A 23,716-nucleotide genomic window follows, 5' to 3' on the forward strand; every position below is an offset into this window, starting at 1 on the left:
TCTGACAAATCTCCTTACAATCACGCCTTTGTTAGCTGCCTAAGCAAGGATTCTGCATGCAAGCCGCCAACCCGCGTCGCGGGTATATCCTGGGCCTGAGTGCCTACATCATCTGGGGTCTGTTCCCGATCTACTTCAAGGCCATCGCCAGCGTGCCGTCAGTGGAAATCATCATCCACCGGGTGCTGTGGTCGGCCCTGTTCGGCGCGGCGTTGCTGCTGGTCTGGAAACACCCGGGCTGGTGGCGCGAACTGCGGGACAATCCACAGCGCCTGGCCACCCTCGCCCTGAGCGGGACACTGATCGCGGCCAACTGGCTGACCTACGTCTGGGCGGTGAACAACGAACGCATGCTCGAAGCCAGCCTGGGCTACTACATCAACCCGCTGGTGAACGTCTTGCTGGGCATGCTGATCCTCGGCGAGCGCCTGCGCCGCATGCAATGGCTGGCGGTGGGGCTGGCGGCCGTCGGCGTGGCGCAGCAGGTCTGGCAAGTGGGCAGCCTGCCCTGGGTGTCGCTGGTGCTGGCGCTGACCTTCGGTTTCTATGGGCTGATCCGCAAACAAGCGCCGGTCAAGGCATTGCCGGGGCTGGTGGTGGAAACCTGGATGCTGGTGCCGATCGCCATCGCCTGGTTGCTGTTCAATCCCACGGCCACCAGTGCCCAGGCCGCGTTCTGGACCACCTCCGAAGCCTGGTGGCTGGTAGCAGCCGGCCCTGTGACCCTCGTTCCGCTGGTGTGCTTCAACGCCGCGGCCCGACATTTGCCCTACACCACCCTGGGGTTTCTCCAGTACATCGCACCGACGCTGGTGCTGCTGCTCGCCGTGCTGCTGTTCGGTGAGCACCTGTCATCCAGCACGCTGGTGGCGTTCCTGTTCATCTGGGCCGGGCTGGCGGTGTACAGCGTCGATGCGGTGCTCAGCATGCGCCGGCGCAGCTGATCAAAAAACGCACAAACCTCTACAGGCCACGGCTGCCGTGGCCTGCGCTTATCCTTCCCAAGGTTATCCACAGCGTGATCCCCGCCGTTTGTGCACAAGCCCTTGAAAACTGGTGATTTTTTGATCATTGGCCGCTGAACCCCGGCGGGCCTGGGCTGGGGCCGGGTCTCTACAGGTTATCCACAGGCAGGCGCAGTTTTTCCTTGGATAACCTTCATTGCACTTCGTCGCTGAGCTTGAATTCCACCATCAACTCATCGGCCAAGGTCTCCAGACGTTCCTGCAAGGTCTCCAGCGACAGGGTCAAGGGCACGCCCAGAATCGCTTCGGCATGAAACAGTAGCTCACTGCTCATCGGTGCCGGCCGGACATGGGTCACCAGCCGCTCGACATTGACACCCTGCTCGCTCAACAACCGGGTGATATCCCGCACGATGCCAGGACGATCGTTGCCCACCAGTTCCATGGTGATGGGTTTCCAAGTGCAGGACTCCTCAACGGCGCTTTCAGCGATCAATACGCGGATGCCGTGGGCCGCCAGCCCCTGCAAGGCTTCGGTCAGTTCCTCATGGGCCTCGGCCGGGGCGCTGAAGCGCACGATCCCGGCAAATTGCCCGGCCAGGTGCGCCATGCGGCTTTCCAGCCAGTTGCCGCCATGTTCGGCAATGCACTCGGCGATGCGCTCGACCTGCCCGGGCTTGTCCGGGGCGAAAACAGTGATGACGAGGTGGTCCATGGCGCAGTCCTCTTGTGGTGGAAGGAACAGTATAGGCAGGACGCGCAAGTGCTGTGGCGAGGGGATTTATCCCCGTTGGGCTGCGAAGCAGCCCCCCCAAGACATTCAACTCAATCTGTCTGATACACCGAAGTGTCGGATTTAGGGCCGCTTCGCGCCCCAACGGGGGTAAATCCCCTCGCCACAGGGACTCGTGCGCTCACGTCAATCGTGTACAAGTTTTAATATTTATCTGGAACAATCCACAGCTTTTTTGAGAACATCAGAAGCCGCGCCGTGACTGTACTGCTTTAGTCGGTCGCGGAACGACGCAATTAGTCTAATTTTCACAACCGCAATTGATCATGTAGTATGCCGCAGCGCGCACTACATAATCGCGATACCCCTGTTGTACCGATGTCTGCTTAAGGCCAGTCGCATCCCTGAAAAGCCCCGTCAGCAAGGCTTGAATACCCAGCCGCCAGCGATGGCATGTACTGGTTCCGGGGTTTGTGGTTTAAATGTCCCGAGGCTTCATTGTCAAAATCGAAGAGCTGAAAAGCGAAATAGCTGAGCAGAGTGAGGCAAGCAATGACTGAACACGTTCAAGTCGGTGGCCTGCAGGTCGCCAAAGTCCTGTTCGACTTCGTGAATAACGAAGCCATTCCCGGAACCGGCCTCACCGCCGACGCGTTCTGGGCCGGTGCCGACAAGGTCATCCACGACCTGGCCCCGAAGAACCAAGCCCTACTCGCCAAACGCGATGATTTCCAGGCGCGGATCGATGCCTGGCACCAGGCCCGTGCCGGCCAGGCCCACGACGCCGTGGCTTACAAAGCCTTCCTGCAAGACATTGGCTATCTGCTGCCAGAAGCGGCGGATTTCCAGGCCACGACCCAGAACGTCGATGACGAAATCGCCCGCATGGCCGGCCCGCAGTTGGTGGTGCCGGTGATGAACGCCCGCTTCGCCCTCAACGCCTCGAACGCCCGCTGGGGTTCGCTGTACGACGCGCTGTACGGCACCGATGCCATCAGCGAAGCCGATGGCGCGGAAAAAGGCAAAGGCTACAACAAGGTGCGCGGCGACAAGGTCATCGCCTTCGCTCGCGCCTTCCTCGACGAAGCGGCCCCCCTGGCGGCCGGCTCCCATGTCGACTCCACCGCGTATAAGATCGTCGACGGCAAACTGGTGGTCGCCCTCAAGGGCGGCAGTAACAGCGGCCTGCGTGACGATGCCCAACTGATCGGCTTCCAGGGCGATGCCTCGGCACCGACTGCCGTGCTGCTGAAACACAACGGCCTGCACTTCGAAATCCAGATAGACGCCAGCACCCCGGTCGGCCAGACCGATGCCGCCGGCGTCAAAGACATCCTGATGGAAGCCGCGCTGACCACCATCATGGATTGCGAAGACTCCGTGGCGGCCGTCGATGCCGATGACAAAGTGGTGATCTATCGCAACTGGCTCGGCCTGATGAAGGGCGACCTGGCTGAAGAAGTCGCCAAGGGCGGCCAGACGTTTACCCGCACCATGAACCCTGACCGTGTCTACACCGCCGTGGACGGTTCGGGCGTGACCCTGCACGGCCGCTCGCTGCTGTTCGTGCGTAACGTCGGCCACCTGATGACCATCGACGCGATCCTGGACAAGCACGGTAACGAAGTGCCGGAAGGCATTCTCGACGGCCTGGTCACCAGCCTCGCGGCGATCCACAGCCTCAACGGCAACACCTCGCGCCGCAACAGCCGCACCGGCTCGGTTTACATCGTCAAGCCGAAGATGCACGGCCCGGAAGAAGCCGCGTTCACCAATGAGCTGTTCGGTCGCGTCGAAGACGTGCTGAACCTGCCGCGCAACACCCTCAAGGTCGGGATCATGGACGAGGAGCGCCGTACCACGATCAACCTCAAGGCCTGCATCAAGGCTGCCAGCGAGCGCGTAGTGTTTATCAACACCGGCTTCCTCGACCGTACCGGCGATGAAATCCATACCTCCATGGAAGCCGGTCCGATGGTGCGCAAGGCCGACATGAAAGCCGAGAAGTGGATCGGCGCCTATGAAAACTGGAACGTCGACATCGGCTTGAGCACTGGCCTGCAAGGTCGCGCGCAAATCGGCAAGGGCATGTGGGCGATGCCGGACCTGATGGCCGCGATGCTCGAACAGAAAATCGCTCATCCGCTGGCCGGCGCCAACACCGCGTGGGTTCCCTCGCCGACCGCCGCCGCCCTGCACGCGCTGCATTACCACAAGGTCGACGTGTTCGCTCGCCAGGCCGAACTGGCAAAGCGCGCTCGCGCTTCGGTGGACGACATCCTGACCATCCCGTTGGCCGTCAACCCGAACTGGACGCCGGAGCAGATCAAGAACGAACTGGACAACAATGCCCAGGGCATCCTCGGCTATGTGGTGCGCTGGATCGACCAGGGCGTCGGCTGCTCCAAGGTGCCGGACATCAACGACATCGGCCTGATGGAAGACCGTGCGACGCTGCGTATCTCCAGCCAGCACATCGCCAACTGGCTGCGCCACGGCATCGTCACGCAAGACCAGGTGATGGAAAGCCTCAAGCGCATGGCGTCGGTGGTCGACCGCCAGAACGCCAGCGACCCGTTGTACCGGCCGCTGGCACCAGACTTCGACCGCAACATCGCCTTCCAGGCGGCGGTCGAACTGGTGATCGAAGGCACGAAGCAACCTAACGGCTACACCGAGCCGGTGTTGCACCGTCGCCGTCGCGAGTTCAAGGCAGCCAATGGCTTGTGATTGAGCGGTAGACGCGGCACAAAAAAAGCCCTGATCTTTCGATCAGGGCTTTTTTTGTGCCGCTGTGGGAGCGCCGGTCCGCGGCAGACGGTCTTAAAGATCCAACCCCAACTCATGCTTGACCAACCCCAGCAGCTTGTCGGTATCGATCGGCTTGAGCAGAAAGTCCACCACGCTCAAGTGCATGGCTTCGATGGCGTCCTTCACGTCGGCATCGCCCGACACGATGATGATCGGCAGCGCCGCCCGCTCGGACTCGCGCACCAGGCGGACCAGTTCCAGGCCATCGACATTGCCCATGCGCAGGTCGGTGATCAGCAGGCCGATCGACGGCTTGGTTTCCAGCATCTTGAGTGCTGTTTCACCGCTGGCGGCGGTCATGCAGTGAATCCCGTCCAATGCCAGGATCTCCGACAACAACTCACGAGCGTCCTTATCGTCATCAACAATCAAGACGCGCTGCGGCGGCAGGTCAGGTTCCAACATGACGGCACTCAGCGCCTCGCGCTCGGCGTCACTCAAAATATCGTGGTCAGGCATGGTGCTCTCTACGTTCTTTAAATCGATCCCCTGGCACAGTGGTCAGACATCGTTCTGCGGCGCTTCAATGTGCACTTCGTCGGATTTTTTTCCAAGAACATTCAATGAAGATTTTTCTGACGCCTGGCGTAAGAGTTTTCCGTAAGTCCGGCCCTTAGGCTGCGACCTAGACTTACGTCCAATGGGCACCCCGCGCTGAGGGGCCGACCATGGGGAACAGATCCGACCACAACAATTCGAATAAGACTGCGTAATGGTTATGAAAAAAGCGGACGCCTTCATCCAGGCAGGGAAAACCGCGGTGTTGCAAAACATCCAGGGAACGCTGCAATTTCTCCAGCGCTTTCCGCCGTTCAACCAAATGGAAAATGCCCACTTGGCCTATCTGGTGGAGCAATGCCTGCTGCGCTTCTATGCCCCGGGCGACACCATCATCAAACCGGCCGACGGCCCGGTTGAGCACTTTTACATCGTCAAGCAGGGTCGGGTGGTGGGCGAACGCCCGCATTCGGCCAAGGGTGGCACCGAGACCACCTTCGAGATCACTACTGGCGAATGTTTCCCCCTGGCCGCGCTGCTGGGCGAGCGGGCCACGCGCACCGAGCATCGGGCCGGCGAAGACACGTTCTGCCTGCAACTGAACAAACTGGCCTTCATCAAGCTGTTCGCTCTGTCTGCCCCATTTCGCGATTTCGCCCTGCGTGGGGTCAGCAGCCTGCTCGACCAGGTCAATCAGCAGGTCCAGCAGAAATCCGCGCAAACCCTGGGCACCCAGTACTCTCTCAATACCCGGCTGGGTGAACTAGCGATGCGCCATCCAGTCAGTTGCAGCCCGGACACGCCGCTGCGCGAAGCCGTGAAACTGATGCACGAGCAGCAGGTCGGCAGCATCGTGGTGGTCAATGAGCAAAAAGCGCCGGTGGGGATTTTCACTTTGCGCGACCTGCGGCAGGTGGTGGCCGATGGTTCCGGGGACTTTTCCCAGGCCATCGCAGGACACATGACCCAAGCCCCCTTCTTCCTTTCGCCAGACCACAGCGCCTTCGACGCGGCCATCGCCATGACCGAGCGCCACATCGCCCACGTCTGCCTGGTCAAGGACCAGCGCCTGTGTGGCGTGGTCTCGGAGCGCGATCTGTTTTCCTTGCAGCGCGTCGACCTGGTGCACCTGGCCCGGACCATCCGCAACGCCCCCAGGGTGGAAAACCTCGTGGCCCTGCGCGGCGAGATCGGCCAACTGGTGGAGCGCATGCTGGCCCACGGCGCGTCGTCGACCCAAATCACCCACATCATCACCCTGCTCAACGACCACACGGTGTGCCGCGTCATCGAGCTGACCCTGGCCGACAAAGGCGACCCGGGGGTGCCGTTCAGTTGGCTGTGTTTCGGCAGTGAAGGCCGGCGCGAGCAGACCCTGCACACCGACCAGGATAACGGCATTTTGTTCGAAGCCCGGGACGCCGCCCATGCTGCACAGATCCGTGGCCTGCTGTTGCCCATCGCTCAACAGATCAACCAAAGCCTGGCCCTGTGCGGCTTCACCTTGTGCAAGGGCAACATCATGGCCGGCAACCCCGAGCTGTGCCTGTCCCGTGCAGAATGGGCCCGGCGCTTCGCGTCATTCATTCGCGAAGCGACGCCGGAAAACCTGCTGGGCTCGAGCATCTATTTCGACCTGCGGGTGGTCTGGGGCGATGAGCAAGGTTGCGAGCAGTTGCGCCAGCAGATCCTCGGCCAAGTGGCCGACAATCGTCTGTTCCAGCGCATGATGGCCGAGAACGCGCTGCGTCATCGCCCGCCGGTGGGACGCTTCAGGGACTTCGTGCTGAGCCGCAAGAATGGCGAAAAGGCGACCCTGGACTTGAAAGTGCAGGGCCTGACGCCCTTCGTCGACGGCGCCCGCCTGCTGGCCCTGGCCAACGGCATTGAAGCCAACAATACCCTGGAACGCCTGCGACAACTGGTCGTCAAGGAAGTGATCGAACCGCTCGATGGCGCGGCTTATGAAGAGGCCTATCACTTCATCCAGCAAACCCGCATGCAGCAACACCAACTGCAAACCCGCGAGAACCTGCCCTATTCCAACCGCGTTGACCCCGACAGCCTCAACCATCTGGACCGACGCATCCTGCGCGAATCCCTGCGCCAGGCCCAACGCCTGCAAAGCAGCCTGACGCTGAGGTACCAGTTGTGAACCTGTTTTCCTGGCTGCGCCCGGCCCAACCGACATTGCCCGACGCGCTGCAGCAGCGCCTGGAGCGCCTGCCCGCGCCCTCGCCACTGGGCGAAGGCGACCTGCGGGAGCAACGCTGGGTCGTCCTGGACCTGGAAACCACCGGGTTGAACCTTAACAAGGACCAGGTGCTGTCCATCGGCGCGGTGGTCATCGAAGACGGTGCCATCGACTTCAGCCAGCAATTCGAACGTACCTTGCAGTGCAATCAGCAAAAGCTCGGCCCCAGTGTGTTGATCCATGGCCTGGCGCCCAGTGCCATCGCCGCCGGCAGCGACCCGGCCGAGGCGCTGCTGGCGTTCATGGCGTTCGTGGGCGACAGCCCGCTGCTGGCCTTTCACGCGCCGTTCGATTCCCACATGCTCGGGCGCGCCTTGAAAGACCATCTGGGCTATCGCCTGCAGCATCCGTTCCTCGACGTGGCGGACTTGGCCCCGATGCTTTGCCCGCAAGCCCATTTGCGCAAATCCGGCCTGGACGAATGGATCGACTGGTTCAAGCTGCAAGTCTTCGATCGCCACAACGCCAGCGCCGACGCCCTGGCCACGGCGGAACTGGCGCTGATCCTGTTCAGCCGCGCCCGTCAGCAACAGATCCACAGCCCGCTTGACCTGCAACAGCGCCTGGGCCAGTGGAAACGGCGACAGCAGGCGCCTTCGCTTTGAAAGATGAACACACTCACTGTGGGAGCGAGCTTGCTCGCGATGGCGTACTGTCAGTCGGCATTGATGTTGACTGACCTGTCGCTATCGCGAGCAAGCTCGCTCCCCCACAGACCCGGCCTCAATTTCCGTGCCTGCACTGCCCGACCAGCGCCAATTGCTTTCCCGCCCCCGCCTCTGCCACAATCGCGAACAATTCTCGTTACTTAAAACATCGGTGATGCTCCGTGTCGTCAGTCCCTAGCCCCCACAGTGATCTGGTTGGTGCGTTATACCGTGACCATCGCGCTTGGCTATTGGCATGGCTGCGACGCAACGTGGCGTGTGCGCACCGGGCAGAAGACCTGAGCCAGGACACTTTCGTGCGCTTGCTGGGACGCGAGGACCTGAAGGCGCCCCGCGAACCCCGGGCGTTTCTGGTGGCCATCGCCAAGGGCCTGTTGTTCGATTATTTCCGTCGAGCGGCATTGGAGCAGGCTTACCTCACCGAACTGATGCTGATCCCCGAGGCCGAGCAGCCTTCGGTGGAAGAACAGCAAATCATCCTGGAAGACCTCAAGGCCATCGATCGCCTGCTCGGCAAACTGTCGAGCAAGGCACGCGCAGCCTTCCTCTATAACCGCCTCGACGGCCTCGGCCACGCCGAAATCGCCGAGCGCCTGGGGGTTTCGGTGCCGCGGGTACGGCAGTACTTGGCCCAGGGCATCCGGCAGTGCTACATCGCCCTGTACGGTGAACCGACATGAGCCAGGCCCATGCCAAACCGGTCTCGGCCAGCGTGCTGGATGCCGCCATTGCCTGGCAGTTATCCTTGGACGCGAGCGGCGCCCAGGAGCATGAAGCGTTCGCCCGCTGGCATGCCGCCGATGAAGAGCACGCCCGCGCCTGGCGGCAGTTGGGCATGCTCGACCAGCGCTTCAGCGTGGCCAACGGGCCGGCACGGGCGGCGCTGCTGCAATCGCGGGTGAGCATTCGCCGGCGGATACGCAAGATTGGCAGCGGCCTGGCCAGCGTTGTCGCGGTCATCGGCCTGGCGTTGTTTGCCAGTGAACGTTACCTGCCGCTGGATTACTGGCTGGCCGATCAGCGCACCGCGACAGGCGAGCAACGCACCTTGCGCCTGGCCGACGGCACGCTGATCAACCTCAACACCCACAGTGCGCTGGACGTGCGTTTCGATGACAAGCAGCGCCGTATCGTCCTGCAGGAAGGCGAAATCCTGGTGGAGACCGGCCACGACGACCCGCGCCCGTTCATTGTCGAGACCCGCGAAGGCCGCCTGCGTGCGTTGGGCACACGATTCCTGGTCAAGCGTGAAGACGAAGGCACGCGCCTGAGCGTGTTGAAATCTGCCGTGGCGGCGCATCCCCAGGCCACGGACAGCGAACAGATCCTGCGCGAAGGCCAACAAGTGCTGATGCGCCGCGATGGCCTCGGGCCGACCGTTGCCCTGAGCCCCGGCGCCGATGCCTGGACCCGCGGCATGCTGGTGGTGGACAACGCCCGCCTTGAAGACCTGGTCCATGAGTTGGGGCGTTACCGGCGCGGCTATCTGGGCGTCGAGCCACAAGTGGCCGACCTGCGCATCACCGGCAGTTTCCCGCTGCACGACACTGACTTGGCACTGACCGCCCTGTTGCCGACCTTGCCGGTGCAGGTCGGATATCACACGAAGTGGTGGGTGTTCGTCGAACCGAAGAGCGGGGCCAAGCCCTGAGGGATGTTGTGTGAGGCAGGCCGCCTTCGCGGGCAAGCCCGCTCCCACAGGGGAATGGCGGCACACACAATATCGTGGGCGGCTCGGTCAGTGTGGGAGCGAGCTTGCTCGCGATGAGGCCATCACTGACACAAAGCCACCAACCTGCAAAACGAATCTAAATTATTTTCATCCAGCCCTATCACTTTTCGATTTTCATCCGGCACCCAGGCAATTGAGAAACATTTCCATTCAGGAGCCGCCGTATGTCCCGCCCGCTAGACACCCTGTTGCGCCCCAGCCTGTTGGCCGTCGCCATTGCCTTTGCCGTCCCGTTGACCAGCACCCCGCTGCTGGCCGCCGAACAAGCCACGAGCGTGCGCACCTACAACCTGCCCGCCGCGCCCCTGGCCAGCACCCTGAACCAGATCGCCAGCCAGGCCGGCCTCGCGCTGAGCCTGAATCCTTCCCTGGCCTCGGGCAAGACCTCGGCCCCGGTCCAAGGCCAGTTCGACGCCACCGGCGCATTGCGCGAGGCCTTGCGCGGCACCGGCCTGCAACTGGAACAAAGCAGCGCTGGCACCTACAGTCTGGTGGCGGTGCCCGAGGGCGTCATGGCGTTACCGGAAACCAGCGTGATCGGCGCCGGCACCAGCGAAACCGCGTGGGGCCCGACCGAGGGCTACGTCGCCACCCGCACCGCCGCCGGCACCAAGACCGACACGCCGATCGTCGAACTGCCGCGCTCAGTCTCCGTGGTCACCCGTCAACAGATGGAGGACCGTTCGGTCCTCAACCTCAATGACGCCCTGCGCTACACCGCCGGTGTGCAGAGCAGCGGCTACGGTTCGGATTCGCGCAACGACTGGCTGCTGGTTCGCGGCTTCGTGCCGACTCAATTCCTCGACGGTCTGCCGTTGCCCAAGGGCAACTACATCACGCCAAAAATCGAGCCCTGGAACCTGGAGCGCATCGCCGTGCTGCGCGGCCCGGCGTCGTCGGTCTACGGCCAGACGCCACCCGGTGGCATGCTGGACATGGTCAGCCGTCGCCCGCAAGCCGAAAGCAGCCATGAAGTCGAACTGCAGGCCGGCAGCTACGAGCACAAGCAGATCAACTTCGACAGCACCGGTAAGGTCGATGACGAAGGCCAGCTTCTCTATCGGGTCAGCGGCACTGTGCGCGACAGCAATTCCCAGGTCGACCACATCCCGGACAAGCGCTACAACCTCGCCCCGAGCCTGACCTGGAACATTAACGACGACACCCGCCTGACCTTCCTGTCCCAGTACACCCGCGACGACACCGGCATCACCGGGCAATTCCTGCCGTTGCAAGGCACCAAACTGTCTTCGCCGGCGGGCAAGATTTCCCATCACAAGAACCTGGGCGACCCGGATTGGGAGTTCTACGATCGCACCTACTACGCGCTGGGCTACAACTTCGAACATCGCCTGAACGACACCTGGCAGTTCCGCCAGAACCTGCGCTACACCAAGAGCGACCTGGAATTCCAGGGCATTTCCGCCGGCGGCTCGTTCTTTCCGGATGGTCCAGACCAATCGGTGAGCGCCGACGGCACCGTCAAACGCAGTGCCAGCATCGTTGACGAAGACATCAGCCAATTTGCCGTGGATAACAATTTCCAGGCTGACTTCCAGACCGGAGCCTTGAGTCATACGTTGCTGCTGGGACTGGACCACCAACGCTCCAACAGCAATGCCCGCTGGAAGTGGGGCTCTGGCGGTGTGCCTACCAGCAACGTCAACAACCCGACCTATGGGCAGGACTTCTCCAACGTCCAGTACTTCACCATGTACGACTACAACCAGAAAACCAACCAGACCGGCCTGTATGTCCAGGACCAGATCGCCCTGGACAACTGGCGCCTGACCCTCGGCGGCCGTGAAGACTGGATTCACACCGGCACGGTGTTCCACAACCAGAACGATGCGACCAACACCCAGCGCGACAAGAAATTCAGCGGTAACGCGGCACTGAGCTACGTCTTCGACAATGGTGTGACGCCTTACATCTCCTTCGCCCAGTCGTTCCAGGCGGCGGCAGGTTCAACCGTCAATAGCACCGACGCGTTCAAACCAACCGAAGGCGAACAGTACGAGGCCGGCATCAAATACCAACCGCCGGGCACCAAAACCCTACTGACGGCTGCGGTGTTCGATCTGACGCAGCAGAACAACTCGGTTACCGAAAACAACATCACTCGCCAAGTGGGCGAAGTTCGGGTGCGCGGCCTGGAACTGGAAGCCTCGGGCGATGTGACCGACAACCTGAAGCTCATCGGTTCCTACACCTACAACGACAGTGAAATCACCAAGGGCACCGCAGCGGAAAAAGGCAAGCGCATGGCCCAGGTGCCACGCAACCAGGCCACCGCTTGGGCGGACTACACCTGGCACAACGGCCCGCTGGATGGCTTCGGGGTCGGTGCCGGCGTGCGGTATGTCGGCGACACCTACGGCAACACCACCAACACCGACTGGGGTCATGTCGGCTCCTACACCGTGTATGACGCCTCGGCCCACTACGACCTCGGGCGTTTGAACAAGACCCTCAAAGGCGTCACGGTGGCGGTGGACGCGAAGAACATTTTCAACAAGGACTACCTGTCCACTTGCGATGGCTTCTACTGCTATTACGGCGATCAACGCAATGTCGTCGCCAGCGTGAATTACAAATGGTAAACGGTTAGCATTTGCAAAACCTTTTGAGGGCAGCTGTACCCGGGGCCTGTCAGTCAAATGAAACCCCTGTTGGAGCGAGCTTGCTCGCGAAGACGGCGTAACAGTCAACATCGATGTTGTCTGGCACACCGCTTTCGCGAGCAAGCTCGCTCCAACAGGTTTCGCGGCTTGACTGATGAGGCTCAGGCATCGAGGCCCTCTTGCATTCGGATCGCTCATGAAAAGCAAAACCATCCGCCGCTGGTCCTTCGTCCATACCTGGACCAGCCTGATCTGCACGGTGTTCCTGCTGATGCTGGCGATCACCGGGCTGCCGTTGATCTTCCACCATGAAATCGAGCATCTGCTGGGAGACGCTCCCGAGTTCCGGGAAATGCCCGCCGACACGCCACACCTGGATCTTCAGCAATTAGTGGAAAAGGCCAAGGCCCATCGCCCGGGCGAGGTGATCCAGTACTTTGGCTGGGACGACGACGATCCCAACGGCATCTTCACCATCATGGCGCCGACACCGGACACCGAGCCCAACTCCTCCCATACCTTCATGCTCGATGCGCGCACCGGCGAGGCCCTGGAAATGCCCTCGGCCAACGGCGGTTTCATGATGGTCATGCTGCGCCTGCACGTGGACATGTTCGCCGGGTTACCGGGCAAGTTGCTGCTCGCCTTCATGGGCCTGTTGTTTGTGATTGCCATCGTTTCCGGGGTGGTCCTGTACCTGCCGTTCATGCGGCGCTTGAAGTTCGCCACAGTGCGCCAGGACAAATCCACGCGCCTGCGCTGGCTCGACCTGCACAACCTGATCGGTGTTGTAACGCTGGTCTGGGCGCTCACCGTGGGCGTCACGGGCGTGATTGCCGCGTGCGCCGACCTGATCATCGCCGCCTGGCGCAATGACAGCCTCAGCGCCATGGTCGAACCCTATCGCAACACCCCGCCGCTGGCGCAATTGGCCCCGGCCACCCGTTTGCTCGACATCGCCAGGGACGTCGCGCCGGGCATGGAACCCAGCTTCATCGCCTTCCCCGGCACGCTGTTTTCCAGCCAACACCACTACGGCGTGTTCATGAAAGGCAGCACCCACCTGACCTCCCATTTGCTGACACCGGTATTGATCGACGCCAGCACCCTGGAGGTCACCGCCGTCGCCGAACGACCGTGGTACATGGACGTCATGAGCCTGTCTCTACCGCTGCACTTCGGCGACTACGGCGGGCGGCCGATGCAGATCTTCTGGGCGACCCTCGACGTGCTCACCATCATCGTCCTTGGCAGCGGCGTCTACCTGTGGCTGGTGCGGCGCAAAGCGGCCAAGCGTGCAACGGTCGGTACGGAGGTCGCCTCGTGAGGCCACGGCAATCGAGTTTCTGGAAAGTGTTTGGTATTCCCGTGGTGATTGGCGCACTGAGCGCGGCGGGGTTGTTTTCGGCGTTGCTGGGCGATGGAGCGTGGGATGCAGTGGCCTGGGTCGGCCTGGGGATTCCTACGGTACTGGGAGTCTGGGGATTGCTCAAGCGCGGATAACCCGGCCAGGCATGAAACCTGTGGGAGCGGGCTTGCTCGTGGAGAGGGAGTGTCAATCGCAGTGACTTGTCCGACGTACCGCTTTCGCGAGCTCGCTCCCACATGGGAATCGAGTCAGGCTATCCGCCCCTCGCCAGCCGTCCCGGAACTGTCTAGGCTAAGCTCCTGGCTGTTTATCGAGGATACCCGCATGTCCACCCCCAGCATGACGCTGTTCCACAACCCCGCTTCGCCCTTCGTTCGCAAGGTCCTGGTGCTGCTGTACGAAACCGGCCAGCAAGACCGCGTGGCGTTGCAGCTCAGCCAGCTCACACCGGTCAAGCCGGACCGCGCGCTGATCGAGGACAACCCGTTGAGCAAGATCCCGGCCCTGCGCCTGGCCAACGGGACGGTGATCCATGACAGCCGGGTCATTCTCGATTACCTCGACCACCAGCATGTCGGCAACCCGTTGATCCCCCGCGAGGGCGCGGCTCGCTGGCGGCGTTTGACCCTGGCCTCCCTGGCCGATGGAGTCATGGATGCGGCGGTGATGATCCGTTACGAAACCGCGCTACGTCCTGTGGAAAAACACTGGGACGAGTGGCTCGATGCGCAACGGGACAAGATTCGCCGGGCCCTGGGCCTGCTCGAAGCCGAGGCGATCGCCGAACTAGCCAGCCATTTCGACGTGGCCTCCATCAGCGTGGCCTGCGCCCTGGGCTACCTGGACTTGCGCCATCCCGACCTGGAATGGCGCAAGGCCAACCCGCAATTGGCGGCGTGGTTTGCCGAGGTGAGCTTGCGGCCTTCGATGGTAGCGACCGTGCCCAAGATTTAGTGCTGCACTGGCTGTACCGGCCCCATCGCGAGCAAGCTCGCTCCCACATTTGATCCGTTGCCCGGATAATCGAGGTCTCCTGAGGGAGCGAGCTTGCTCGCGATAGGGTCACTGCGGTCCAGCGGAAACAACCCGGTAATCAGCGCCACCAACATCGCGCCCTCCCGCTGATCCTCACGCAACCCCAACGACCGGCTCATTTCACCTCTCCCAGCTCAAAACTCATCGCTGCGGCCGGTTTCGCCCCGACCCCATACCAATCCAGCTTGCGGGTCAGCACCATGAACACGCCCAGCAGGCCGAACAGCAACAGCGACCCCATCAGCAGCGCATAGTCCTCCGCGCTCAACAGGCCGTAGAGCAAACCGTACAAACCCGCCAGCCCCGCCGAAAACCCCAGGCCGTGGCTCACGCTGCGCAACACATGGCAGACATAAAACCCGATCAGCACGACACAGGCACTGGCCGATACCAGGTACGCCAGGGTGAAGCCGATGTGCTCGGACAGCGACAACAGCAGCAGGTAGAAGAACGCCAGCGCCACGCCCACCAAGGCGTACTGGACCGGGTGGACGGCCAGGCTCTTGAGCACTTCGAAGAGAAAGAAGCCGGCGAACGTCAGGGCAATGAACAGCAGCGCATATTTGATCGCCCGGTCGCTCTTGAGGTACTGGTCCACCGGGTCGATGAAACTCACACCGAAGGCCCGGCTGCGGAACGCTTCACAGCTATCGCTCGGCTCGCAGGCTTGCAATGTTTCCAGCAGGTTGGTGGAGAAAAACGACGTCTGCCAGTCGGCACTGAAGCCCTGCTCATTGATCTCGCGATTGCTGGGCAGATAGTTGCCAATGAAGCTCGGGTGCGGCCAGTCCGCCGACAAGTGCACTTTGGTGGATTTACCCACCGGCAGAATCTGGAACTCGCCAGTGCCTTGCAGGCGCAGGTCAAAACCGAAGGTCAGCTCGGGACCGCCCTGGGCGGTGATCATCGGCAGCGGCACATGCACACCCTGCCCCAGCCAGCCAAGCCGCGAACCGGGCAGGAAGTCGACGGTCTGCTGGTTCAGCGTCAGGGTCAGCGCGTTCTCGATGCCACGAATATCGCTGATGCCTACGCTCAAGTACGGTTCGTCGAAGCGGTAGTCGGCAAAGTCCTTGGCGGCGACGCCATAGCGCTCAGGCACCTTGAAGCGGCCATCGATCCGGTTATCGGCGTGGAACATCCGCGCTTCGTAGATGCCCCGGGCACGGGTTTCGGTGCGGACCTGGCCGTCGAGCTCGAATTGCTCCGGCAAGAAATACAGCTCGCCCGTTCGCTCGACGGTTTCCAGGAAACGCACGCCGGTCTTCTCGTTAGTGTTCCAGACCTTCACGCTCTTGCGAAACGGCACCACGATCATCGGCCCGATCAGTTGCTGGCTGTAGCTGGAGCTGCGGGCGATGTCCTGCAGCACACCGTCGCGCAATTCCTGGCGCTCATCGATGAGGCCGTTGATCATCAGCAACGGGATCATCAGCAAGAGAATCAAGAGGGCGATCATGCCCAGTTTTATAGCGAGGCTGCGGTTCATGTGGGGCTCTCCCTGTTCGAATGAGGGAGAGTCTGGGGTGGCTGTGTGAGGGGTTTATGGGGGGAATGTGGAGATTGTGTGGAGAACCGGGAACCTCTGTGGCAACGAGCTTGCTCCCACAAGGATGAGTGTTCAGCCAGATAGCAGCTGCGGCTTCAGGGCAGCCCCAAAACCACTTCCACCCCGCCCTCGACATTGCCAATACTGAACTGCCCACCATGCAACTGCACCACCTCCTCCACGAAGTTGAGTCCCAGGCCGGTGCTCTTGCGGCCGCTGTCCGGCCGCGGCAGGGAATAGAAGCGTTCGCTCAGGCGGGGTAGCGCGTAATCGGGAATCGGTGCGGCCTGATTGAACAGGCGGATCTCGATGCGACTCCCACGGCGTTCGGCGCTGACCCGTAGCAAGCCGTTGACGGGGGTGAAGTCCAGGGCGTTTTCCAGCAAATTGCCCAAGGCCTGGCGCAACAGGAACGGCTCTCCCGTCAACGTCAGGTCGGCAGCGATGTGCTGTTCAACCTTCAACTGGCGGCTTTCGATCCAGCCGCCGCGCGCTTCCAGCAACTCGTCCATCAACGCCACCAACGGCACCGAGACCTCTTCTTCCAGCCCCTGGCGCTGCTCGATCTGGGCCAGGTTGAGCAAGCGTTCGATCAACTGCTGCATGCGTGCACTTTCGTTATCGATGTTACTGACGAAGCGCTGGTGCTGGGCGGCGGGCATGTCGCTTTGCAGCAGTTCGGCGGCACCGCGAATCGCCGCCAGCGGGCTCTTGAGTTCGTGGGTGAGCGTGTGCACGTAACGCTCGACGTACGCCTTGCCTTCGAGTTGGGTGCGCATGTGTTCCACGGCACCCGCCAATTGCTCGAACTCGCCGCCACGATAATGCGGCACTTCCACCCGACGCCCCTGGCTGACCGCCTGTGCGTAGCTCGTCAAACGCCGCAATGCCGCGCTGAGCCACCACGACAGCAAGCCGCCCAGCAACAAGCCCAAGGCGACCAAGCCGGCGCCATAGGCCAACAGACGCCGCTCAGTGCGGTCGACATAAGGCTGCAAGGAACTGTTGGGCTTGGCGACGGTGACAACGCCGATGATCCGGCCGTTGTCGCGGATCGGCGCGCCGACGTGCATCACCGAAGACGCCGGATCGTCCGGATCACTGCGGCTCGAGCGGGCGCCGTAGTGGCCGCGCAGGGTCAGGTAGACGTCGTTCCAGCGCGAATAATCCTGTCCTACTGCCACACCACTGGAGTCGAGCACCACGATGCCGTTGGCATCCGTGACGTAGATGCGATGGCTGACCTGGTTCTTCGGCAGGCCCCAGATTGTCGCTGCCGGCTGGCGCTCGCCGTAGGCGTTGAGCAACTGCGGCCAGCGATTCTGGTTGAGGGTGCCGGCCTTGAAATCGTCCCGCAGGATCTCGGCCATCAGGTTGGCGGTGTCCACCAGGGTTTCTTCGGTGGACTGGCGCACGCCGGGGCGGATTTCCTCCATGACCGTGTTGAGCACGAAATAGCCGGTCAGGGCGATAAACAGCACATACACCAGGAAAATCCGAATCCCCAACGACATCAGCTGTGCCCCGGGCTGTAGCTGTAGCCCAGGCCTCGATGTGTCTGGATCGGTTCGGCCTCGGCCCGGACCAGGCGCAACTTGGCGCGCACGCTCTTGATGTGGCTGTCGATGCTGCGCTCGTAACCGGCATCGCTGGCAACGCCCAAGGCATCGAGCAATTGTTCGCGGCTGAAGACCCGCTCGGGTTGCTCCAGCAGACAATTGAGCAGGCGGAATTCGTGGCGGGTGAGGTTCAGCGGTTTGCCGCGATAGTGGATCTGCACACGGTCGGCATCGACCTGAAACAGCGCCATGCCCGGCTCCACCGGTGGACGCGGCGCCACACGCTTGAGGATGGCCCGGACCCTGGCCGCCACCTCGCGCGGACTGAAGGGCTTGACCACGTAATCGTCGGCGCCGATCTCCAGACCGACAACGCGGTCGATTTCAGCATTGCGCGCGGTGAGAAAAATGACCGGGACGTCGCTGAAGCGCCTGAGTTGCTTGCACGTTTCGAAGCCGCTGATATCCGGCAGGCCGACATCGAGGATGATCAGGTCCACCGGGGTACTTTTCTGATGCTCGAGGGCCGCCGCGCCCAGGCTCAGCCACGTGGTGTCGAAACCTTCGCTCTGTAGGGCAAACACCAGCGTATCGGCGATGGCGGCTTCGTCTTCGACAATCAGGATATGAGGCATGGCTTGCGAGCCCGGCTGTAAAGTTGCCGGAACGGTGCCCCAAGCCTCGCAGCACGTCAATCGGGGAAATCAGCAGTCGGGTTTATCCGCCGTATAACGCCGTGCGGGGTTCACCGCCGCGCCGAACTCACGCAACGCCTTGGCGCCGATCAGCAACGGGTAGTTGAAACTGCTGCGGTCGGTCAGGTTGACTTCCACGGTGCGCTTGACGTTGCCCAGGCACATTTCCAGCTCCACCACCGGGCGCTTGCTGGGGGCGATCTTTTCGTCGTCGTCTTCATCTTCTTCGGAACGGGTCTTGATCTTGCTGATGCGCGCGACCTTGTGTTCATAGATCTTGTTGCTCGCATCCTTGGTCGCCAGGCGGAACCGCACCCAGTCATCGCCGTCACGGGTGAAGGTCTCGATGTCCTTGGCCGACAGCGAGGCGGTCAGGGCGCCGGTGTCCATCTTGGCCTTGAGTACTTCACCGCCGATTTCCGGCAGCGCAATGTATTCGTAGCGCCCGTACAGGGTCGGCTCAGCGGCCAGCACTGGGAGGGCCACCAGGGTAAGCAGGGCGAGAAGGGATTTCATGCAATTGGGCTTCCTGTGTGGGTGGGGTTTTAGACAGTGGCCGGTGGATTCGTTCGTTCATCGAGAGCAACCAAGCCCAGCACTATCCCTGTGGCGAGGGGATTTATCCCCGTTCGAGTGCGAAGCGCTCGCCATGGTGCTGAATCGCTGTACAGAATCCGGGCCGCTGCGCAGCCCGACGGGGATAAATCCCCTCGCCACAAAAGCGAACCCAGCATACCCGCCAAAAGGTGAAACATTCGTCCACACCGATTTGGCCTGGCGCCCGAAGCTTGCTTATCATGGCCCGCCCACCCGTCTGCAAGAGTCATCTATGCGCCGCCTGCTCACCGGCTGTTTCGTCACCCTGCTACTGTTGCTCAACACCCTGGTGCTGTTCGGGCCGCTGATGGTGTTCGCCCTGCTCAAACTGGTCCTGCCCGGGCGCTTTCGCGACTATGCGTCATGGGCGGTGATGTGGATCGCCGAGACCTGGGCCGAGATCGACAAGCTGATCTTCGCCCTGTGCATCCCCACCCGCTGGGACATCCGCGGCGGCGCGGACCTGCGCGGCGACACGTCTTATCTGGTGATCAGCAATCACCAGTCCTGGGTGGACATCCCCGCCCTGGTCCAGACCCTCAACCGGCGCACGCCGTTCTTCAAGTTCTTCCTCAAGAAGGAACTGATCTGGGTACCGTTCCTGGGGCTGGCCTGGTGGGCCTTGGATTACCCTTTCATGAAACGCTACACCAAGGCGTTCCTGGCGAAAAACCCGGAGCTGGCCGGCAAGGACCTGGAAATCACCAAGGCCGCCTGCGAGCTGTTCAAGCGTCAACCGGTCACCGTGGTCAACTACCTTGAAGGCACCCGTTTCACCACCACCAAAAGCCAACAACAGCAATCGCCCTTCACCCACCTGCTCAAGCCCAAGGCCGGTGGCGTGGCGTTCGTACTGGCGGCCATGGGTGAACAACTAGATGCGGTACTGGACGTGACGGTGGTGTACCCGCAAGAGAAGATTCCCGGGTTCTGGGACTTGATCAGCGGCGCGGTGCCCAGGGTCATCATCGACATCCAGACCCGCGAGCTGGACCCGGCGTTGTGGCAGGGCGACTACGAAAACGATCCGGTGTTTCGCCAGCGCGTGCAGAACTGGGTCAATCAGCTCTGGACTGAAAAGGACCAGCGTATTGCGGCTTTGCGCAACGAGGGTGGCTGATCAGACACCTGTGCCCCAAATACCACCCAGGTTCTGCAGCAACGAGCCGGCCACACCCTGCTGGCCGAGGTACTGCAGAATGATCGGGGCAAACTGGCCGATCATGCCACTGTCCATGCCCAGCGCACTGAAGGCATTGTTCAGGTCGCCGGTGTCCTTGACGTTACCCAGCAGACCATCGAGCAAAGCATTTTTGTCCGCCCCACCACCGAGCAGACCGCCCAGGCCATTGAGCCCCCCGATGGCGCTGTTGCCAGCGATCTGATCCAGGCCCGGCACACTTCTGCTCAACTCGGAGAACTGCGGCTCGCTGAGCCGATTCTTCGCCAGCCCCAGCATCGCACCGGCACCACCGATGGCCTGTTCCGGCGTGATCTTGAGTTCCGATCCCAGGGTATTGAGCAGACCGGCAGCTTTCGGCGCGGCGGTTACGACGCCTTCCTCCTCACCTGGGTTGCCCTGTATCGCCGACACCACATTGGCCGCATCGCTGAGGCTGAACTGCGCGAAGGCCGGGCTGGCGGCCAGTGTCAGCAGCCAAGACAGTGCAAAACCTCGTGAAACCTTCATCCGAGACATCCTCTTGAGCATGAAAAAGCTGCCCATAAAGAGCGGCGTAAAGCGTGTATTGGACTGACGCGAACAGTGATTGTTCCTAAACCTATTACGAGCATGGCCGATAGCCAGTACAGAAAATTCCTCATAGACCGTCAGAAGCGTCTGATTTAGCGAAAACTGCATACTTTTATATAGCTAAAAGTTACCAAACATCTTTATACAGTTCTAAATTGACATAAATAACCGTCAACATTGACAGTAGCGCCGCCCCGACCAAAGCCGTGAAATCGAACTGAGCCCTGGAGCCTGGCAAATGAAAAAAATACTGGCTGGAGGCGCGGCCTTGCTTTTGCTGAACATCGGTCATGTCCATGCCGGTGAAATAACATGCCCCGCCGTCACGGACATTCACAGAAACATTGAGTCTCTGGAAGACGTTTACTTCGTCGATATCCGGGAAGACCAGGAATGGAAGAGCGAAAGCCTGGTGGACGTGGTCGACCCGGCCTCCTTGCAATTCGAAGGTGCCGAGTACGTTACCCATGAGGACGATGGAGACGAGCAGACAGCCATCCGTACGACCATCACGTGCAGGTACGGGGCGATCAATCTGAAGTTGGACTACCAACAGATCCTGGAACCGGCCTTTTCAAAGTGGATGAGCAATCGCTGCGAAAGCGCGGATACCCGAATGTGCAGGTTGATGAACGGCGACTACTTCAACTTGATTTATTGATCGGTCATGGTAACCGCGTCACTGTTCCAGCACCGCCGCTCAAAGCCCCCTGCCCTCGCCTGCGCCATTCCCGTACAGTGCGGCTTCCTCCAGCAGAGTTTGCCCATGAACGTAAAAATCGGCGGCGCCACCCTCGCGGTCATCCTGACCGGCATGCTCATCGCCCTGGGCGTCAGCGAATGCCAGCGCGGTCCGCTGAACCCGGAACTTGCCGATGGCACCAGCGAAGAACAAAAGACCTGGCAGACCATCGAACACCGCATCAAGCGCTCCGACCCGACCCTGACGGAGGTGACCCGCGACCAACAAACCCTGACCGTGCTCTACCTTCCAGGCCCTTGCGCGGATGACTGCGAGCCCTGGGTCCCACACATGCTGCGCGTGGTCGGCCACGGTCTGGCGGCGCTCAATGGCACACCGGGGGGCAAGCAATACACGCAAGTGACGGTCAAGGCGCATATTGTTGACGGTGCTGATGTGGAACTGGTCTACGACATGCAGGGCTTCGACGCCATCAAGACACAACAGGGTGGCTACGTCACCTTTGCCAGCATGCCCCACCGCCTGGACTTCAGCGCCGCTGCCCTGAGCCAGGCGCAAGACTATTGCCAAGGCCCCAGCGCCCGGGGCTTCTACCCTGAATTCTGCGACCGGGTCACGACCGAACCTGCACACCCATAACCGTGGCATGACCACCTCGCGCATCACCTGAATATCCCCTGCCACCGGTTATTTCCTCTCGGTATTGCCTACTGTCAACTCTGACAGTAGGCAGCTGTCCGGACCGACTTTAAGCTCCAAGCGTGTCAACGAAGCAAGGCCATGGACAACCAGGCCTGTATTCATTCGGGCAAGCAGAGACAATAAAAATGAGCGACCGAATCATAGGAACCGTTAAATGGTTTAACGATGCAAAGGGCTATGGCTTCATTACATGTGGCAAAGGTGGCGAGGAATTGTTCGTTCACTATTCCGCGATATCCGGCGAGGGTTACAAAACGCTGAAGCAAAGACAAACCGTTTCCTTTGAAATCGAGAGAGGAGCGAAAGGCATGCAGGCTACGAGAGTGACACCGGAATAGAAGCTAGCCGAGGAGCTGACTCATGTCATCGAACCGTCAAACCTTGCTTTGTCACTACCGCTACGACCCACTCGATCGTCTGGCCGATTGCTCGCCATCGGCCCAGGTCAGCACCCAACGCTTCTATCTCAAAGAGCGCCTGAGCAGCGAAATACAAGGCACGGTACAACGGTCAATTTTTCAACAAGACGATCGACTCCTGGCCCAACAGCTGCGCCAGCCTGGTACCGTCGAAACCACATTGCTCGCCACCGATCAACAACGCACGGTGTTGCACGCGGTCGCTGCCGCGCAGTCTCATGCCCTCGCCTACACACCTTTCGGTCATCGTCCCCTGGAAAACGGTCTACTCAGCCTGCTCGGCTTCAACGGTGAACGACCGGATCCGGTAACCGGACACTACTTATTGGGCAACGGGTATCGGGCGTTCAACCCAGTGACGATGCGATTCAATAGTCCAGACAGACTGAGCCCCTTTGGCAAAGGCGGCTTGAATGCCTACGGCTATTGCTCGGGGGACCCGATCAACCGCGTGGATCCAGCAGGTGAGTTTGGAATACCAATCGCGACCGTCCAAACCGTCCAACGAGCGCTGACCATCGCCCTGCACTCCATTGTTCCTGTCGGCATGATTTTCGGTCCAAAAGTGTCCAGCCGCCCTTCCCTGTGGGCTGCCCGTGTCAGTCTGACGGGCTCGGCCACCAGCATCGTGGGGGCAACCCTACAGCTCCTGGGTAACCCGGCCGGAGCCCATGTATCCGCGGTGGGCACCGCAGCGTTGGTGTTTGGAGCCGGCGCCCGCGTCGCTGTGGCGGTAAGTACCGCCAAAGCCGGATCACTGTGGGAAACCGTGAAGACTAATTTCTGGAACATTCTGGGGTTTTCCGATCCAACCGACACGCCCTTGCCTAACAGTATTCCCAGACGTACCTCCTCGTCCGCTGAATCAAGCATGGCCTCATCGGACCCTCCCGGTTCGCCCCAGGTGGCAAATTCAAATATCAGAGAAACAACTAAGCCTAACCTTTAAGAAAGACGTCAACAGACAAGGGTTTGATGGCACACACGATTCATATTCAAAAACCGCCTCTGATGCTTATAAAAAAAGGCGGCAGAATCTGCCGCCTTTCT

The 23,716-nt window shown here is 61.1% G+C and carries 23 protein-coding genes; 15 read left to right on the forward strand and 8 right to left on the reverse strand.

Annotation, left to right across the window (positions count from 1 at the left end):
- Positions 1 to 56 precede the first annotated feature (56 nt).
- The gene (gene rarD, locus BT125_RS06985; RefSeq protein ID WP_072405799.1) at positions 57 to 944 is read left to right on the forward strand and encodes an EamA family transporter RarD; all 888 of its coding nucleotides are present in this window, start codon (positions 57 to 59) and stop codon (positions 942 to 944) included.
- Between the two features lie 214 nt (positions 945 to 1,158).
- On the opposite strand, the gene BT125_RS06990 is transcribed toward rarD, so the two are convergent.
- Positions 1,159 to 1,680, reverse strand: a complete 522-nt coding sequence (locus tag BT125_RS06990) for a glycine cleavage system transcriptional repressor (protein ID WP_072405800.1) — start codon at positions 1,678 to 1,680, stop codon at positions 1,159 to 1,161.
- Positions 1,681 to 2,250: 570 nt separating this feature from the next.
- Between BT125_RS06990 and BT125_RS06995 the strand changes: the two genes are divergently transcribed.
- Positions 2,251 to 4,428, forward strand: coding sequence for a malate synthase G (locus tag BT125_RS06995; protein WP_072405801.1), 2,178 nt, complete (start codon positions 2,251 to 2,253; stop codon positions 4,426 to 4,428).
- A gap of 93 nt (positions 4,429 to 4,521) precedes the next feature.
- Here BT125_RS06995 and BT125_RS07000 read toward each other — a convergent pair whose 3' ends face one another.
- The gene (locus BT125_RS07000; protein WP_072405802.1) at positions 4,522 to 4,968 is read right to left on the reverse strand and encodes a response regulator; all 447 of its coding nucleotides are present in this window, start codon (positions 4,966 to 4,968) and stop codon (positions 4,522 to 4,524) included.
- Positions 4,969 to 5,227: 259 nt separating this feature from the next.
- On the opposite strand from BT125_RS07000, the gene BT125_RS07005 reads away from it, so the two are divergent.
- The 8 genes from BT125_RS07005 to BT125_RS07040 all read left to right on the forward strand — a co-directional run bounded on the left by BT125_RS07005 (position 5,228) and on the right by BT125_RS07040 (position 14,608).
- Positions 5,228 to 7,162, forward strand: coding sequence for a putative nucleotidyltransferase substrate binding domain-containing protein (locus tag BT125_RS07005; protein ID WP_305882487.1), 1,935 nt, complete (start codon positions 5,228 to 5,230; stop codon positions 7,160 to 7,162).
- Positions 7,159 to 7,866 (forward strand): 3'-5' exonuclease, encoded by a 708-nt coding sequence (locus BT125_RS07010; RefSeq protein ID WP_072405803.1) that lies wholly within the window; start codon positions 7,159 to 7,161, stop codon positions 7,864 to 7,866. The genes BT125_RS07005 and BT125_RS07010 overlap by 4 nt, the downstream gene beginning before the upstream one ends.
- Positions 7,867 to 8,090: 224 nt before the next feature.
- Positions 8,091 to 8,609, forward strand: a complete 519-nt coding sequence (locus tag BT125_RS07015) for an RNA polymerase sigma factor (protein ID WP_072405804.1) — start codon at positions 8,091 to 8,093, stop codon at positions 8,607 to 8,609.
- Positions 8,606 to 9,580: a FecR domain-containing protein gene (locus BT125_RS07020; protein WP_072405805.1), complete on the forward strand. Its 975-nt coding sequence runs from the start codon at positions 8,606 to 8,608 to the stop codon at positions 9,578 to 9,580. The genes BT125_RS07015 and BT125_RS07020 overlap by 4 nt, the downstream gene beginning before the upstream one ends.
- Before the next feature lie 245 nt (positions 9,581 to 9,825).
- Entirely contained in the window at positions 9,826 to 12,264 is a 2,439-nt protein-coding gene (locus BT125_RS07025; protein WP_072405806.1) for a TonB-dependent siderophore receptor, read from the forward strand.
- 217 nt (positions 12,265 to 12,481) lie between these two features.
- Positions 12,482 to 13,612, forward strand: coding sequence for a PepSY-associated TM helix domain-containing protein (locus BT125_RS07030; RefSeq protein WP_072405807.1), 1,131 nt, complete (start codon positions 12,482 to 12,484; stop codon positions 13,610 to 13,612).
- Positions 13,609 to 13,788, forward strand: a complete 180-nt coding sequence (locus BT125_RS07035; protein ID WP_072405808.1) for a hypothetical protein — start codon at positions 13,609 to 13,611, stop codon at positions 13,786 to 13,788. The genes BT125_RS07030 and BT125_RS07035 overlap by 4 nt, the downstream gene beginning before the upstream one ends.
- A gap of 190 nt (positions 13,789 to 13,978) precedes the next feature.
- Positions 13,979 to 14,608, forward strand: coding sequence for a glutathione S-transferase family protein (locus BT125_RS07040; RefSeq protein WP_072405809.1), 630 nt, complete (start codon positions 13,979 to 13,981; stop codon positions 14,606 to 14,608).
- Here BT125_RS07040 and BT125_RS07045 read toward each other — a convergent pair.
- From BT125_RS07045 to BT125_RS07065, 5 genes are all read right to left on the reverse strand, one after another.
- Positions 14,605 to 14,808, reverse strand: a complete 204-nt coding sequence (locus tag BT125_RS07045) for a hypothetical protein (RefSeq protein ID WP_072405810.1) — start codon at positions 14,806 to 14,808, stop codon at positions 14,605 to 14,607. The genes BT125_RS07040 and BT125_RS07045 overlap by 4 nt on opposite strands.
- The gene (gene creD / locus BT125_RS07050; protein WP_072405811.1) at positions 14,805 to 16,178 is read right to left on the reverse strand and encodes a cell envelope integrity protein CreD; all 1,374 of its coding nucleotides are present in this window, start codon (positions 16,176 to 16,178) and stop codon (positions 14,805 to 14,807) included. The genes BT125_RS07045 and creD overlap by 4 nt, the downstream gene beginning before the upstream one ends.
- 155 nt (positions 16,179 to 16,333) lie before the next feature.
- A complete protein-coding gene (gene creC, locus BT125_RS07055) occupies positions 16,334 to 17,752 on the reverse strand; it encodes a two-component system sensor histidine kinase CreC (protein ID WP_072405812.1) in 1,419 nt (472 codons plus the stop codon).
- Positions 17,752 to 18,432, reverse strand: coding sequence for a two-component system response regulator CreB (gene creB, locus BT125_RS07060; RefSeq protein ID WP_072405813.1), 681 nt, complete (start codon positions 18,430 to 18,432; stop codon positions 17,752 to 17,754). Before creB ends, creC begins: the two co-directional genes overlap by 1 nt.
- 69 nt (positions 18,433 to 18,501) lie before the next feature.
- Positions 18,502 to 19,008, reverse strand: a complete 507-nt coding sequence (locus BT125_RS07065; protein WP_072405814.1) for a retropepsin-like aspartic peptidase RloA2 — start codon at positions 19,006 to 19,008, stop codon at positions 18,502 to 18,504.
- A 313-nt stretch (positions 19,009 to 19,321) separates the two neighbouring features.
- On the opposite strand from BT125_RS07065, the gene BT125_RS07070 reads away from it, so the two are divergent.
- Positions 19,322 to 20,209 (forward strand): acyltransferase, encoded by an 888-nt coding sequence (locus BT125_RS07070; RefSeq protein ID WP_072405815.1) that lies wholly within the window; start codon positions 19,322 to 19,324, stop codon positions 20,207 to 20,209.
- Here BT125_RS07070 and BT125_RS07075 read toward each other — a convergent pair whose 3' ends face one another.
- On the reverse strand, positions 20,210 to 20,779 hold the full coding sequence (locus tag BT125_RS07075) for a DUF2780 domain-containing protein (RefSeq protein ID WP_072405816.1): 570 nt from the start codon (positions 20,777 to 20,779) through the stop codon (positions 20,210 to 20,212).
- A 301-nt stretch (positions 20,780 to 21,080) separates the two neighbouring features.
- Between BT125_RS07075 and BT125_RS07080 the strand changes: the two genes are divergently transcribed.
- The 4 genes from BT125_RS07080 (at position 21,081) to BT125_RS28325 (ending at position 23,615) form a co-directional block, all read left to right on the forward strand.
- Entirely contained in the window at positions 21,081 to 21,503 is a 423-nt protein-coding gene (locus BT125_RS07080) for a DUF3757 domain-containing protein (RefSeq protein WP_072405817.1), read from the forward strand.
- A 105-nt stretch (positions 21,504 to 21,608) separates the two neighbouring features.
- Positions 21,609 to 22,184, forward strand: a complete 576-nt coding sequence (locus BT125_RS07085; protein ID WP_072405818.1) for a hypothetical protein — start codon at positions 21,609 to 21,611, stop codon at positions 22,182 to 22,184.
- Between the two features lie 188 nt (positions 22,185 to 22,372).
- Positions 22,373 to 22,585: a cold-shock protein gene (locus BT125_RS07090; protein ID WP_072405819.1), complete on the forward strand. Its 213-nt coding sequence runs from the start codon at positions 22,373 to 22,375 to the stop codon at positions 22,583 to 22,585.
- Positions 22,586 to 22,607: 22 nt separating this feature from the next.
- Positions 22,608 to 23,615, forward strand: a complete 1,008-nt coding sequence (locus BT125_RS28325; protein ID WP_083564472.1) for an RHS repeat-associated core domain-containing protein — start codon at positions 22,608 to 22,610, stop codon at positions 23,613 to 23,615.
- Positions 23,616 to 23,716: the final 101 nt, after the last annotated feature.

Source organism: Pseudomonas sp. NFACC04-2, from assembly GCF_900119265.1.
Classification (GTDB): domain Bacteria; phylum Pseudomonadota; class Gammaproteobacteria; order Pseudomonadales; family Pseudomonadaceae; genus Aquipseudomonas; species Aquipseudomonas fluorescens_AA.